The following is a 15036-nucleotide window of genomic DNA, read 5'->3' as shown; positions in this document are numbered from 1 at the left end:
AAATCCACTATTAACAGTTACTTAATAATTCTATCTTATCACCAATAATATCGATTTTGTATTCGCTTTCATCACAACTTAATGTCATATCTTTGTATAATATCATGATTAACATTCGTAACCAATCAGAACAATTGATTATTTTATACATAAATTGAATCTAATTTTTTGTAGCAACAAATAAATGCATCCCTTTTCTATAAGAAAAAGGGATGCATCTATTTTAATTATCTAATAAAGCTTGTGCAGTACGATCGTCTGTTATAAGAACATTTAAACATCCACCAACAAGAGCTGCTTCTATACTTTCCAGTTTATGTGAACCTTCAACAATGCCAATTACTTCAGGTATTTTCTTTATCTCTTCTATATTTAAACCGATAAAACGATCATTTAAGGGGTGATCTATCTCCATTCCAACTTCATTAAAAAAGCAAGATCCGATATTACCTACTGCTCCTGCCTTTTTTAATGAAGTTAAATCACTTTCCTTTAAATATCCCATCACTTCTAAAGTTGAATCTTTAAATGGATTTCCTATCCCTACGACAGCCATATCAACTTTTCGACCTTCTTCTAATACCATAGCGATATCTTTTGTATGAACGAGCATCTCTTTTAAATCGTCACTTTCAACCATTGCTGGTGCATAAAGATACATGCAGGATGTATTCATTTTTTGCGCTAAATTAAACGCAAGCTGATTGGAGTGTAAATGAACATAATTGTTACCCATTCCACCAATAATTGGTACAATACGAATATGAGCATTTCGTTCATATGGATATTCTTCAACCAAAGATAAAAGTGTACTTCCCCAAGAAATACCTATGTTTTTAATATTCTTTAGGTTTTTACTAATATAGGATGCTCCTGCTTTTCCAAGCTGCCTCTTAGCCATTTCCTGCGTAAAACCTGCAGTAGAGACAACAATAACTTCTTTTAATCCAAACTTCTTCTCAAGCTGCTGTTCTAAATCAATCGTATGAATTGTCTCGTCTTTGATATAGATTTCCACGATTCCTTCTTTTTTTGCAGCATTTAACAGTTTTGAAATGACAGGTCTGGAAACATTATGTTTTTTTGCGATTTGGGCTTGAGTCCAACCTTCAAAATAATATAACTTAGCTATCTTCACCATTAAACGTCGTTCTTCCCAATCTAACATACAACCGCTCTTTTCTTTGAAAAAATTATATTTGTTCTATCATATTACGTTTGTACATTATCATATAGAACAGATGAAACGCTGTCAATTATCTTCAGCTGTTTAAAATAGAGATGTACTAGAATTTGTTTTTGCATACTCAGACAGCAGCTCCTACTATATGAATTATGCAGAAATTTCTTCTGGTCAAAGACTACTATTACTTTCTTTCGCAGTACAATTCTAATACTAGCGCACTAAAAAAGGTTAGCATCCTTATAATACTAACCTTCCAGTAATAATCTAGCAGTTTTTTCATCGGTTATTAATACATCAATTAAATCTTCTCTTAATGCCGCTTTAATAGCATTCACTTTTTCGACTCCAGCAGCTACTCCAACAACTAGGGGGATTTGCTTTAACTTATTTAGTTCAAGTGTAATTGTTTTTTCATTCCAGGAATTGTTTACTACTTCTCCATTTTCATTAATAAAGTTATAGCAAATATCACCAGCAATTTCATCAAAATCCAGATCATCTGTTATACCAGAATTAATATAGGATCGAACCATGGTTGAATGCTCTGGTGTTCCGCCTATTCCTACAATCGCAATGTCTGCCTTGCTTCCCAATTCCAATGTATTCTTTATAGACGGTTGTTTCAGAATTATTTCCCTCGTCTCTTTAGAATCAACAACAACTGGAGCATGTAAAAGGTGATAGGTTGCTTTCAATGCCTCCGCAAGCTTAGCAACAATATGGTTTGCATGTATATCTACACGCTCGTCTCCCATTCCCCCAACTATAGGAACAAAGCATACATTTGGGAAATGCTGATTAGATGACATTGCGGTTGCAACCTCATATAAAGTTGTTCCGGAAGACACTCCAACAACCTGATCATCCCTGATCATTCTATGCAAATATTTACTTGCCGCCGTTCCCAACTGAATTTTAGAATTACTTTGTTCCGTATCAGGCACACAAATTGCCTCACGTAATCCGTATTGATTTTCTAGCTTTGTCTCTAAACTTGATACGGTACTATAATCCTCATCATGAATAATAATTTCAACAATACCTAATTCCTTTGATTTTGATAAATACTTCGATATTAATGACCGACTTACTCCAATTTTTTTTGCAATAGTTGATTGGGTTTCACCTGCTTCATAATATAGATTTGCAATCTTAACCATTAATCTCCGATCGTCTAGATAGGACATTTCCTACACCCTGTTCTTATTGAAAATTATTTAGATTACTGTCTTAGCTGAGAGGGAATTTGATAGATTAAATACTGCTCCAGATCCATACAGTTTAGAACGATATCAAAATTCCTCAATATTACTTCTTTTCCAGTACCAAGTTTACATGTTTTTTACAAAAATTTCTAATTTTAACACTTACATTTTAACACTTGCTATGAAACATTCTACCTTTATAATTGCTTCCTTTAGCTTACCTTTGCTTCTCGTTTCATTTGCTCTTCTACTCGTTTAACAGCATCTTGAACGACTAGCCTATGCTTCTTCTTCTCCCAATCAATAACCTTTATATTTTCACCAACATACTCTTTATACTTTGCAAATCTTGAAAGAACTGTAAGTCCTGATAAAATATTACATTCCTGAATGGTTCCTTTTTTATCTGTAACGACAATAGCTACCTTTCCAACGCGAAACATTTTTTTCGTCATCCCCACACCAAGGTACCCTTCACTATATTGTTGGGTAATCTTCTTTACTTTTTTCTGATAATATTTCACATGTAAAATTCCCGTAAACGCTTGAATAACAAGAACAACTACTAATAACATTAGGAATGCTAAGGGATCCATCTTTTCGCCTCCTGCTCTGATTGATGTTATTTATTCGATAGATTGAAACTGAGGTTGATGAACAATGGATGAAGAATTTAACCGTTCACCCATTGTTCTGATTAATGAACTGTCAGCTCTAAAGCTTCGATAATTCGTTCACTTAATATAATTGGCGAATTAGCAAAGTTACCGATTGTTGAGCCTGCAATATGTGGTGTAATCGTAATATTATCCAGTCCGTTGTAAGGATGATCGCTTGGCAATGGTTCAACATTATATACATCCACGGCAGCACCAGCAATTTTTTTCTCGCTTAATGCTTCTGCCAAGTCCTGTTCGTTAACTAATCCAGAACGAGCCGTATTAATGAGCACTGCATTATTTTTCATCATGCTAAAATGTTCTTTATTAATCATGTTCTTTGTTTGTTCCGTTAGACGGTAGTGCATTGAAATAATGTCCGCTTCTTTCACTAATTCTTCTAGGGTTTCAACTTTTGTGTCTGGTGTATCACCTTGGTAATAATCATCGAAGAATAGAATTTCACTGCCAAAAGGGCGAAGTAATTCTGCAACCCGCCTGCCTATAGCACCGTATCCAATCAAACCTACTGTTGAGCCCTTTAGTTCGGGAGCAAGCACACCGTTTGGATAATGTTTTTCCCACACACCGTTTCTTAATTTATAGTTAGCTCTGGCAATATTACGGATTTCACTTAGAATCATACCAACAGCAAATTCGGATACACTTGTAGTGCTGCGCCCAGGTGTATTCAAAACCGTAATACCTTTTGATTCAGCATATTCCCTATTCACATTTTCAATACCCGCCCGAAGGACACCTAATAATTTTAAGTTTTTGCATTGGTCAATGACTGCTTTTCCAATCGGTGCAAACTGGGTAATGATAATATCATAGTTTTCCAGGCCATCTGTTAGTTCAGAAGGAAGCGCAATTGCTTCACTGCCTTCATACTCTAGTTTAATATTATCCTTCTGTAACGCTTCCAAATCTTTATGCTTCCATTCTTTGACGGTAATATCAATACCTAGCTCTTTTAAACTAATAAGACCTTCTTCCATCATTTGTTTATCTATAAATAAATCGGCTATTGCTAAACATTTCATTTTTTCACCCTCCGATTATTTTTCTCTACGCTTATGCATGCAGCAAAAAAGAAATACGATAATTACCGCGTGTACTTGCTTTTTCATAGGCTTCTTGAATTCTGGATAATGGAATCTCTTCTTCTATTAAAGGACTTACATCAATTCGGCGCTCACTTAGCATTTTTGCTGCATTATTGAAATCCTCGAGGCTTGAGCCGTACGTACCAATAAGTTCACATTGCTTATAATGAATTTCATTGGAATCTACATTTAAATCCGGTGCTGGATAACCCGCTGCAAACAAAAGAACCTTCCCTTCATCATCTTTGATCATATTCAAAGCTTGCTCATTTGCAGAAGAAGTACCGACTGCAACAATCACGATATCTGCACCGCTGCCATTTGTTCGTTTTCTAACTTCCTCCACTGGATCAGTTTCACCAGCATCAATTAATTCTAAGTCCATTTGTTTAATCTTCTCTACTTTTTTGGGATTACGTTCCGAGACAATGACTCTTGCCCCCATTGCTTGAGCGACTGCTGCATTAAGCAATCCCATTGTACCGCCACCAATAACAACGACAGTGTCCAGTCCTGAGTTAATCCGCAGTTTTCGAATTCCTTTTAATACGGATGATAACGGTTCAACAAATCCTGCCTCAGAAGCAGATAAGTCATCACTAACTTTCACAACACTTTTGGATTTCCGGATAAAATAATTCGCAAAACCAAAAATCCCAAAATATTGATCAGAATAATTTTTCCCAAATTGTTTTATGCTTTTGCAAGAAGTGATGTCACCTTTCTTACACTTCTCACAATCCCCGCAGTAGTCATATAGCACACTGACCCGCTCTCCAACCTCTAAAGAGCTACTTACTTTTTCTCCCTTAGCGACAATTATCCCTGAGCATTCATGTCCACCAGCCATGGGGTATCCTTGATGTTCACGTTTCCCCTGCCATTGTTGATAATCGGTTGTACAAATATTACATGCTTCCTGCTTAATCAGCAGTTCATCATCTTTTAAATCAGGCAGCCTTCCTTCTCTTACTTCAGCTTTTCCGGCTTCTAGAAGAACTCCAAATCGAAATGAATCTGGCAGCATTTTAATCCTCCTTTCATCATCTTTTCTACAGTGTAAACGACATAAAGTAAGCAATAACAACTGCTAGTGGTCCAGTGATTACTCTGGAGAAAAGAATTGCTGGTGCTCCAACACTAATTGTTTCCGGCTTCGCTTCCCCCAGTGTTAAGCCAACCGGAATAAAGTCAGTTCCAACCTGTGCATTAATTGCAAATAATGCGGGAAGTGCAATGCTCATATCAATGTTACCGTTTGCAATTTCATTTCCAACTAATGTACCGATAATTGCACCGATAACAGCTCCTGGTGCAAGTAGTGGTGACAGGAATGGAAGCGCGGTTATAACACCTAAAATAATTAGCCCACCAATATTATTTGAAAGTGGTACAAATACATTTGCTAATATTTCTCCAATACCTGTATAGTTGATAATCCCGATTAACGTTGCAACGAACGCCATAAAGGGGATTATATTTTTAATGATTGTGTCGATGGTATCACGACCTGCTTGGTACATGATATTCATAAAGCTACCCGCACCCTTGGCTATCTTGTCAATGATTCCCATAACACCTTTATTACCCTCAATTTCATTGTTTGTACTGTTATCTTCTACTGGTTCAGCTGCAGCCGCTACAGTTTCTTTGTTTTTTTCAGCATTCTTTACTTCCGCCTCATCCACTTCTGTTTTTGGTACTGCAGCAACGGTTGTTTCACTATCAGCGAGCTCGACATCACCTACAGTTACACCAGAGACAAAAATATCTTCTGTCATAAATTTCGCAAGCGGTCCAGATGGACTCATTACTTTAACGTTAACAGTAGGTATTCTTAGTCTTGGATAAGTTCCGCACCGTGCTGTCCCACCACAATCAATAACCGCAACCAATGTTTGCTCTTTTGCTACTGGATTTTTAAATGAGTCAACTACCTCAGCACCTGCAAGTCTTGCAATCTCTCTTGCTACTGGATGGATTCCCCCTCCAGTAACACTGATGACATATTTTTTTTCATCGGTTGGTGTTAATTCTAATGGTCCACCCCAGCCATTTTTTCCTTTGGACACTATTACCGTCTTATGGTTAGCCATAAGATTTCCCCCTCTGCGTTTCTACTTTATTTCTCGTTAAGGATTCGTTCATAACCTTGTTTTTTAAACATATAGGCACTGATTCGTTCCGTTACAAGACCTCTCATTAAAATCACAAGTAAACCAGTTAATAAGAACATAAGACCTAATTGTGCTTGACTGCCGCCAGCGGTTGCATACCCTGTTGCGACTCCTAGCCAAATAAATAATTCAGCCGAGTTTGCATGTGGGAAAAGACCGGTAATTGGATGCACGAATGAAACCGCAGAATCATAGAATGCTGGTTTATATTTTTCTGGCATGAAACGTCCAACTGTATAACACATTGGGTTCGTAAAAAAGAATACAGCGATAAGTGGTACAAGGGTATAGCGTAATAAGGCATATTTCGTAATTTTTTGCAGGAATCGATTTATCTTCTCCTCACCAATCATTTTTGTTACCGCATTAACAGCTGTGATTAACGTTACTAATAAAGGTATAATCCCCGTCATATAACCCATGAATACTTCTGCACCCGCCTGAAACATTCCAATAAAGCCATCAGCAATAGCGATCATAAAATCCATCTTAATTCCATCCTCTCTTATAACGTAATATAGAAGGAAATGCTCGTTTAGAGGTGGTTAACCACGCACTATAAGGGCGTATCCACCTTATTTAACTTCAATTGAATCACCAATATTTAACTCTGGAAATTCACTAGGTGTTACTAAAACTGCCCCTGGTAAGATTTCTTCCGTTTCATCGTCTTTAAAATAAATCGAAACGTGACCAAGGCTTTCAAAATTTGGATTTGCTTCATCCCCGACTTTTTGTATTGTATATTCTTTATCACCAATCACAAGTGTTGTTCCTTCCTGCAGAGCATTTTTAGGTTGTTCTTCAAAACGGTGAATTACTGAGATATCTTTTAATTCAAGGGGAGCAGTTTCATTAAAAAGTACTAATAAGCTCTCCTCTTTAAAATCTGGTACTAGTGCTCCAATTTCCAGAACTTTCGTTTTCATCATGATTTTATCCTCCCTTTATGTGTTTGTTGACTTGTAACTTAATCATCTTCCTACACCAGGAACCCAATATTAATTTCACTTAGGCAGTAAAAAACTATTTAACACGAAACATATGATCCTGCAAAGCTCTTAATTTCCATACGGTTGTTGAAGGATCAAGTTCTACATCATCGTGTGTTAAAAATTGACCTTCTTTAATATCCCTTTTAGCAACAACATTACCACTAATTAGACCAATAGGAATGTGACCATTCACTTCCATATCTTGATGTGTTTCTAATACACCTCTAACAGAATAACCACCAATGCCATCTAGTGTTTCGCCTGCTTTAATATCTCGTTTTGCAACCGTTACAGTTTCTGAGATTGGAGCTCCAAGCGGATGAATAGAAGTATCATGATGTAAGACAGCCTTCGCAATTGTAACGGGTGTTTCTAAACTAGCTAAATGATATGGGCGATATAATGTATAATGGTTTCCATGACTTTTGTCTACTTTTAATAAATAGCGCAGTTCCTCATCAACAGGTTCTAGGTCACTTTTAACAATAACGAAAACCCCTGGTGCTAAACCGTTAACATATTCTACTACTCCTAAGCTGTTTAAAACGCCGCCATTTTCTTTCAAATCTAGTTTTTGTGCAACGTCATCTAGATTAGCATCGACGCCATGCATTCCTACTTTATCTGGCACTAAGCCGATTGCGTTACTTAATAAATTCATTTCAGCCATCGTTTTGGTTCCATCCTGGAATGCTGCTAGCATATGCGGACTCATGTTTTTAGCTTTTGCTTCTGCTGCGGCAGTATCTGGGTTAGCTGTCGTTTTTAATGCGTTATTTTTCCCTTTTCCAGCAACAACGACTTCCATTCCCATCGTTTTGGCAAATTCATATAATTCAACGATTGCAGCTGGCTCATCTCCAGCAGATCCTGAATAAACTAGTCCAGCAGATTGAAACAATGAATTCATATACGAACCTATTGTTATATCAACTTCTACATTTAATAAGACTAGATGTTTCCTAGAATTTAAAGCTTCCAGGGAAATATTTGCTCCAACTTCAGGTACTCCAGTAGCATCTACAATTACCTCCACATTGGATGACTGGATGACTTCTCGATAATCTGAAGATACCAATGTATTTACTTTCTTATTTTCTTGAGACTGATAATAATCAACTGCCTTTTGAGCTCTTTCAACGTTTACATCCGAAACTCCACCGACGATCATTCCGGGAATGCGAGATATTTGGGTAATAAGTCCAAATCCCATTTGTCCCGCACCAATAACTCCTACTTTGATTGGGTTATTTTCTTGTTCTCTTAATTGAAGTTCATGATAAATTGACATTACAAATCCCCCTCAGAATCTTCTGAAATAAAAACGCATACTTAATAAACCTAGCTTTGATAATAAGTTCTTTCATAATTAACAATTGTTACATTACGTAAATAAAGTTTAATCTTGTAACATTTGTTACAATGTGTGTCATATGTTAGAATACGCTTTCATTATAGATTGGAAAAATTAGATTGTCAACTACAAAAATTGTCGGATTTTGCAGGAATTTATATTTTCATCGCAGGATAGCTTTATAAATGTAGGTTTAAAATAATAGGTGCCTGTTGTTAGTGGTTAAATTATTGCGATTTCAGATAGTTTTCCTGACACAAAAAGCCATCATTTATCTTAGATAAACGATAGCTATTATATCTAGAGCGTATAGAATGGGACACTCATAAAAACAACATTTCTAACAACCATGGTTCTAGAATATCAATCTATTTAATCTAAAAGTGTTTCCAATAAACGGTAACTCTCTAGTTTATTTCCATTTTCAATGTTTAATTTATCAAAATCTACATCTATTATTTTATTTCCTTTAATACCTACAGCTTTGCCAGTTTGCTCGTCCATTAATAATTCTATTGCTGCAATACCCAACCTGCTTGCAAGTACCCGATCAAAAGCCGATGGGTTTCCACCTCTTTGTAAAAATCCCAATGTAGATGTTCTTACAGAAATATTCAGCCTTTCTTCGATACCTTTTTGTAATTCCTGTATATCATGTAATTCTTCTGTTACGATAATCATATTGTTTCTTTTTCCATCATTTATTCTCATAGCTAATGTAGAACAGATTGAATCTAAATCCAATTTCCGTTCCGGTGTAGAAATGATCTCTCCCCCACCGGCTAAAGCTGAGAACAAAGCTAAGTCTCCACAGTGTCTGCCCATCACCTCTACAATAGTTGTCTTATCATGAGAAAAGCTTGTGTCTTTAATCTTATGAATGCATTCTAGAATGGTATTTACAGTTGTATCAAAACCGATAGAATAATCTGTATAGACTATATCATTTTCAACTGTTGCAGGAATACCTATTACTTTTATACCTTGTTGTTGAATTTTCCTAGCCGCTTCAAAGGATTTATCATCTCCGATTATAACTAGAGCATTTATTCCGGATTTTTCCAATGTATCTTGTATTTTCATTTTCTCTGTTTCACTTAATTCCGTACTTCTTGATGTCTTTAAGATTGTACCGCCTGAATCAGTAATATTTTCCAAATCAGATGCAGTTAACGGATAAATAGATCCTTCTATCAACCCATTGTAACCATAATTAACTCCCATTACATCAATATTATGATAATTGGCCGCTTTAACGACTGCACTAATTGCAGTATTCATTCCAGGTGCATCTTCACCACTTGTTAATATCCCTATTTTCATCATTTGTAAACACATCCAAGTAATTTAATTGATTTCTGTTATTTATATATAATCAGATATTTTGTTTGTTGTCTATATAAATTAATCTATCCCCTATGATATTCTATATGTTAATTACTCTCGCTATAACAGAAAATACTATACAAGATTCCTATAGGTACCCTGTATAGTAGTAATCCTTGATTTATTTCAACCAAAGATTCTTAAGAAGAAACCTTGATTGTGTTGTTAACCTTGAAAAAAATACATTAACCTTTTATAGGTTACATATTATAAAATATTTTATTTTCCTATCGTAAATTCTTCAACATTTAATTCACTAGATACTTCCGTTTTTTCCGGGTTAAAAATCACTTTAACCGAGTCTATCTCTCTATTTATAACTTTCTGGAATGCTTCTGGGCCCTCTTCTAAAGATAACTTATGAGAAATCATTGGTTTCACATTAATTTGGCCAGTACTCATATAGTGAACAGTTGATGACCACTCTTTCCCAGGGAATGGTGCTGAGATTGCATTCCATGATCCATAAATGGTCAATTCATTACGAACAATTTTTTCAAAGTAGAAACGCTCAATGTTAATATCTGCATATGGAATTCCCATAAATACTACTTCTCCACCTTTTTTAGGTAAGGCAAATACTTGGGCAGATGTAATTGGTGAACCTGCAGATTCAACGGCTAAATCCACACCCCTACCATTTGTATACTCCATAATTTGCTCATGGGCGGGTTTTTCCAATGAATTGATTGCTACATCAGCACCAAGCTCTTTCGCAATTTGTAGTTTTTTGTCATCAATGTCAATTGCATATACTTTTTTCGCACCGAAAATTTTTGCCCATTGTACAGCTAGAAGTCCGATACTCCCAACACCCATTATAGCAACCTCTGCACCTGGCTGAATTTTAGTACGGTAAAATCCGTGTGCTACTACCGCAGAAGGTTCAACCAATGCAGCCGTATCATAATCAACATTATCTGGAAGGGGAACGATGTGGGTTGCAGGTAATTTTGTATATTCAGCATAAGCACCAGGGTGACGTGCACCAATTACACTAAGGTTTTCACAGCGTGCTGGTTCACTACTGAGGCAATATTCACATTCTCCACAAACAAATGCAGGGCATCCTGCGACACGATCACCAACTTTAATTCCTTTTACTCCTGGCCCAACCTCTGTTACTTCACCAGCAAACTCATGGCCAAACGTCATTCCCTCTACATATGGGCCGAGTTTTTTATATCTAGATGTATCGGATCCACATATTCCAACTGATTTTATTTTAATAATAACGTCGGTATCATTTTCGATTACTGGAATTGGTGTATTCTCTTCAAAACGAATATCTTGTACACCATAAAGATTTAACGCTCTCATCCCATTCACCTCAATATATCTAATAATTTGCAGACTCATTTTTTACTTCTTTTTTTTTGCTGAAAAACAGTTTGTATGCTGCGAATCCAACGATAATCGTGTTAAAAATTAATTGGTATTCAAAATAGAATTCACTTATCCCTCTTAGTGGGCCTAACATGAAGTCTAAAAGTGTATCTACCATACTAACCCTCATTTCTATGAAAAGTGATAAAGTGAAACTTCATTCAGTGGGATTCCCTTCCTCCCCACTGAATGTTAGTACCTCAAGGGTATGACCTAAAGGCCCTTGAACAGAATCGGGAATTTATGGGATGTTTCTCCCACAACCTTCTTCACGTTTTAGTTTTCTCAAGCTTTGAGAAAAAATATTACAGTCCGTTAATGCGTGATAAAACGATTAAGTATTATACTTAACCGTTTAGCACGATATTTTTAATATGAAGCCTCTGAAACACCGCCACTGATAATTGCTACAGCACCACTTGCACCAATACGATTTGCACCAGCAGCGACAATGTTAACTGCATCTTCATACGTTTTAACTCCCCCAGCAGCTTTTACCCCTATTTTGTCACCCGCTACGGAACGAAGTAATTTAACATCTTCAACTGTTGCTCCACCACCGTTAAAGCCAGTAGCTGTTTTTACAAAGTCAGCACCCGCTTCGATGATTATTTCCGTTACTTTCACTTTCTCTTCATCCGTTAATAATGCTGTTTCAATAATAACTTTGGTTGTTAATCCTTGAGATGCCTTAACAACTTCTGCAATATCATTTTTTACCACATCATATTCGCCTGACTTAAGAGCTCCCAAGTTAACTAACATATCGATTTCTTCAGCACCATTTTTAATTGCCTCTTTTGTTTCTTCCACTTTTACATGCGTTGTTGCACCACCAAGTGAGAATCCTATTGGTACTCCAACTTTAATATTGTGTGGAGATAACAGACTATGCGCGTACGATACATAAAATGGGTTCACAAAAACAGTTTTAAAGCCATATTCGATTGTTTCTTCACAGAATGCTTTAATATCCTCTTTACTTGCAGTTGGAGTTAATAATGTATAATCAATCATGTCAATTAGTTGTTGCTTATCCAATTTCATTCTCCCCCTCACCTTTGTTACAAGGTATAATGTAATTCAGACCTTTGCTGGAAGATTACTAGATTTTTAATCAATCCACAGGCGTTAACAAAACTTTAATTGCTTCTCCACTTTTAATCGCTTGATATGCTTCATCCCACTCGGTAATGTTAAACTCATGTGTTACTAAAGCCTTTGCATTTACTTTTCTATCATTCATTAATGCAAGTGATGGTTCCCAATCAGCTGATTTTTGGCTTCTGCTGCCCACAACCCGGATTTCTTTTTGAATAATTTTTTCAAGATCAAATTGAATTTCAGATTGTGCAAAAATACCTACTTGCGCATAATGACCTTTTTTGCGAAGAATATCCAGACCTTGTCTCGCAGCTGGTACAGCACCAGAGCATTCCAAGACTACATCAGCACCATAACCATTTGTTAACTTATGGACAGACTCTTTTAGATCTTCTTCTTGCGTATTAACGGTATAATCAATACCTACCTCAATTGCTTTATCCAGACGAACTTTATCATTTGTTAGTCCTGTAATGATTACCGTAGCACCACGACTTTTAGCTACCTGAGCCGCTAAAAGTCCAATTGGACCAGGTCCAATGACAACAACAAGATCTCCTGTATTAATTTCTGTTTTCTCAATTGCATGGTGTGTACATGCTAATGGTTCTGTCATTGCTGCTGACTGGTAGTCTACATTTTCCGGCAACTGATGGACACTTTCTTTACGGGCAACTAAATATTTGGCAAAACCACCATCTTGTTGTGAGCCTAGACCTTTTCTGTGGCTACAAAGGTTATAGTCACCTGAGTTACAGTATTCACATTCACCACAAATATAGAAAGTGGTTTCTGAAGTAACTCGATCACCTACTTTAAATTCCGTTACTCCTTCTCCAATCTCAACTACCTCACCAGAAAATTCATGGCCGAGTGTTACAGGTGTTGCAACCTTATAATGTCCTTCATACGTATGAATATCAGATCCACAGATACCCGCATATTTCACTTCAATTTTCACTTGATCTTTACCAGCTTGTGGTTCTTGTTTATCTTGAATTTCTAGGTTACCAAATCCGAGTTCTGTTTTTACTAATGCTTTCACTATGAATTCCTCCTGTTGCTTTTGTTTAACTCGATCAATTAATTAGTTGTATATAGCCTTTTGGTGAAAGGTTTCACAATCAAACACTTCATAACTTTAGAAAAAATGAATCTTTCTAGTTAAAAATCTCAAAGACTCTCCAGATAATCCAGTTTACTAAGTTACCACCTTGGTCGATACTTGAAACCATTGCTGAGCCTTCAGGTAAATTAATGCTTGCAGTTGAAGCCATGTCAGAGAAAAGCGGCGCAATATCTGTCGCCATATAAAGTGAAAGTGCAATCATAACCGAACCAACAATAACCGAGTGGATAATGTTCCCTCTAGCTGCACCTACTACGAATGCAACAACAAATGGAATTGTAGCTAAGTCACCAAATGGCAGTACAGCATTACCAGGTAATACAACTGCAATTAAAACTGTAATTGGTGTTAAAATAAGAGCGGTTGCGATTACAGATGGATGTCCTAACAGTACTGCTGCATCCAGCCCGATATTAATTTCTCGATCACCAAAACGTTTATTTAACCATTCACGTGCTGATTCTGAAACAGGCATTAACCCTTCCATCAAAATCTTAACCATACGTGGCATAAGGACCATTACAGCAGCCATTGATATACCAATGTTAATAACATCACCAACACTGTACCCTGCTAATGCTCCAATTGCTGCACCTAAAATCAGACCAATTACCATGGAATCTCCAAAGATACCAAAACGTTTTTGAATGGAATCTGGATCAGCATGTAAATTTTTCAATCCAGGGATTTTTTGTACTAATTTTACTAAATAAATAAAAGGTGCATAGGAAATTGTACTTCCTGTTGCAACGGAAACACCTGGCAATTCATAAAAATCACTAACCATTGGTTGTGTCCAGTCTGCAACTTTAAGACAAACAATTTGGAATATAACTGCTGCAATTAAACCTTGTACAATACTACCTGATACTGTATACACAACTGCTGCCATAAATGTATAATGCCAGTAGTTCCAAATATCAACATTCATTGTTTTCGTTGTCTTCGTTAAGAGCATAATAACGTTTACAACTAATCCCAGTGGAATAATAAATGCCGCTACAACAGATGCCCATGCAATTGATGATGTCGCCGGCCATCCTACATCAATAACATTTAAATCTACTCCTAAACGCTCAACCATCCCTTGTGCTGCTGGGCCTAAGTTTAGCGTTAACAAATCAATAACTAAGAAAATACCAACAAAAGCAACCCCGATTGTTAAACCTGAACGAATCGCTTTGCCGAGCTTCTGACCAAACACAAGACCTAAAATCATGATTGCTACTGGAAGAATAACAGTCGCGCCTAAACCTAAAAAACCTTGAATAAAATCTACGAATGCTTGCATTATGATACCCCCTAACAAATTCAACATAAATCTCGATATCACATTAAGAGCTTAT

At 36.5% G+C, this 15036-nt stretch carries 15 protein-coding genes; all 15 read right to left on the bottom strand.

The window, feature by feature from the left end:
• Positions 1–223: 223 nt before the first annotated feature.
• Positions 224–1168 (bottom strand): sugar-binding transcriptional regulator, encoded by a 945-nt coding sequence (locus D1B32_RS02775; protein ID WP_095308035.1) that lies wholly within the window; start codon positions 1166–1168, stop codon positions 224–226.
• Positions 1169–1431: 263 nt separating this feature from the next.
• Positions 1432–2373 (bottom strand): sugar-binding transcriptional regulator, encoded by a 942-nt coding sequence (locus D1B32_RS02770; RefSeq protein WP_095308033.1) that lies wholly within the window; start codon positions 2371–2373, stop codon positions 1432–1434.
• 230 nt (positions 2374–2603) lie between these two features.
• Positions 2604–2987, bottom strand: a complete 384-nt coding sequence (locus D1B32_RS02765; RefSeq protein WP_095308031.1) for a transcriptional regulator GutM — start codon at positions 2985–2987, stop codon at positions 2604–2606.
• Between the two features lie 101 nt (positions 2988–3088).
• A complete protein-coding gene (locus tag D1B32_RS02760) occupies positions 3089–4096 on the bottom strand; it encodes a 2-hydroxyacid dehydrogenase (RefSeq protein ID WP_095308029.1) in 1008 nt (335 codons plus the stop codon).
• Between the two features lie 31 nt (positions 4097–4127).
• Positions 4128–5186, bottom strand: a complete 1059-nt coding sequence (locus tag D1B32_RS02755; RefSeq protein ID WP_095308027.1) for an alcohol dehydrogenase catalytic domain-containing protein — start codon at positions 5184–5186, stop codon at positions 4128–4130.
• 25 nt (positions 5187–5211) lie between these two features.
• Positions 5212–6255, bottom strand: coding sequence for a PTS glucitol/sorbitol transporter subunit IIB (gene srlE, locus D1B32_RS02750; protein WP_095308025.1), 1044 nt, complete (start codon positions 6253–6255; stop codon positions 5212–5214).
• A gap of 26 nt (positions 6256–6281) precedes the next feature.
• Positions 6282–6824 (bottom strand): PTS glucitol/sorbitol transporter subunit IIC, encoded by a 543-nt coding sequence (gene srlA, locus D1B32_RS02745; RefSeq protein WP_095308023.1) that lies wholly within the window; start codon positions 6822–6824, stop codon positions 6282–6284.
• 87 nt (positions 6825–6911) lie between these two features.
• The gene (locus D1B32_RS02740) at positions 6912–7268 is read right to left on the bottom strand and encodes a PTS glucitol/sorbitol transporter subunit IIA (protein ID WP_095308021.1); all 357 of its coding nucleotides are present in this window, start codon (positions 7266–7268) and stop codon (positions 6912–6914) included.
• 94 nt (positions 7269–7362) lie between these two features.
• Positions 7363–8622 carry an NAD(P)H-dependent oxidoreductase gene (locus D1B32_RS02735; protein ID WP_095308020.1) on the bottom strand — a complete coding sequence of 420 codons (1260 nt, stop codon included), beginning with the start codon at positions 8620–8622 and terminating at the stop codon, positions 7363–7365.
• Positions 8623–9057: 435 nt separating this feature from the next.
• A complete protein-coding gene (locus tag D1B32_RS02730) occupies positions 9058–10011 on the bottom strand; it encodes an ATP-dependent 6-phosphofructokinase (protein ID WP_205126972.1) in 954 nt (317 codons plus the stop codon).
• Between the two features lie 279 nt (positions 10012–10290).
• Entirely contained in the window at positions 10291–11391 is a 1101-nt protein-coding gene (locus D1B32_RS02725) for a galactitol-1-phosphate 5-dehydrogenase (RefSeq protein ID WP_118888608.1), read from the bottom strand.
• Positions 11392–11410: 19 nt separating this feature from the next.
• Positions 11411–11575, bottom strand: coding sequence for a hypothetical protein (locus D1B32_RS23975; RefSeq protein ID WP_168927271.1), 165 nt, complete (start codon positions 11573–11575; stop codon positions 11411–11413).
• A 251-nt stretch (positions 11576–11826) separates the two neighbouring features.
• Positions 11827–12498 carry a deoxyribose-phosphate aldolase gene (gene deoC, locus D1B32_RS02720; protein ID WP_118888573.1) on the bottom strand — a complete coding sequence of 224 codons (672 nt, stop codon included), beginning with the start codon at positions 12496–12498 and terminating at the stop codon, positions 11827–11829.
• A 76-nt stretch (positions 12499–12574) separates the two neighbouring features.
• Positions 12575–13606, bottom strand: a complete 1032-nt coding sequence (locus tag D1B32_RS02715) for a zinc-binding dehydrogenase (RefSeq protein ID WP_118888572.1) — start codon at positions 13604–13606, stop codon at positions 12575–12577.
• Between the two features lie 115 nt (positions 13607–13721).
• Positions 13722–14981, bottom strand: coding sequence for a galactitol-specific PTS transporter subunit IIC (locus D1B32_RS02710; protein ID WP_118888571.1), 1260 nt, complete (start codon positions 14979–14981; stop codon positions 13722–13724).
• Positions 14982–15036 lie beyond the last annotated feature (55 nt).

Source organism: Oceanobacillus profundus, assembly GCF_003515705.1.
Lineage (GTDB): Bacteria > Bacillota > Bacilli > Bacillales > Amphibacillaceae > Oceanobacillus > Oceanobacillus profundus.
Note: the sequence above shows the minus strand (reverse complement) of the source record. Positions and strands in the feature narration are given on the sequence as shown.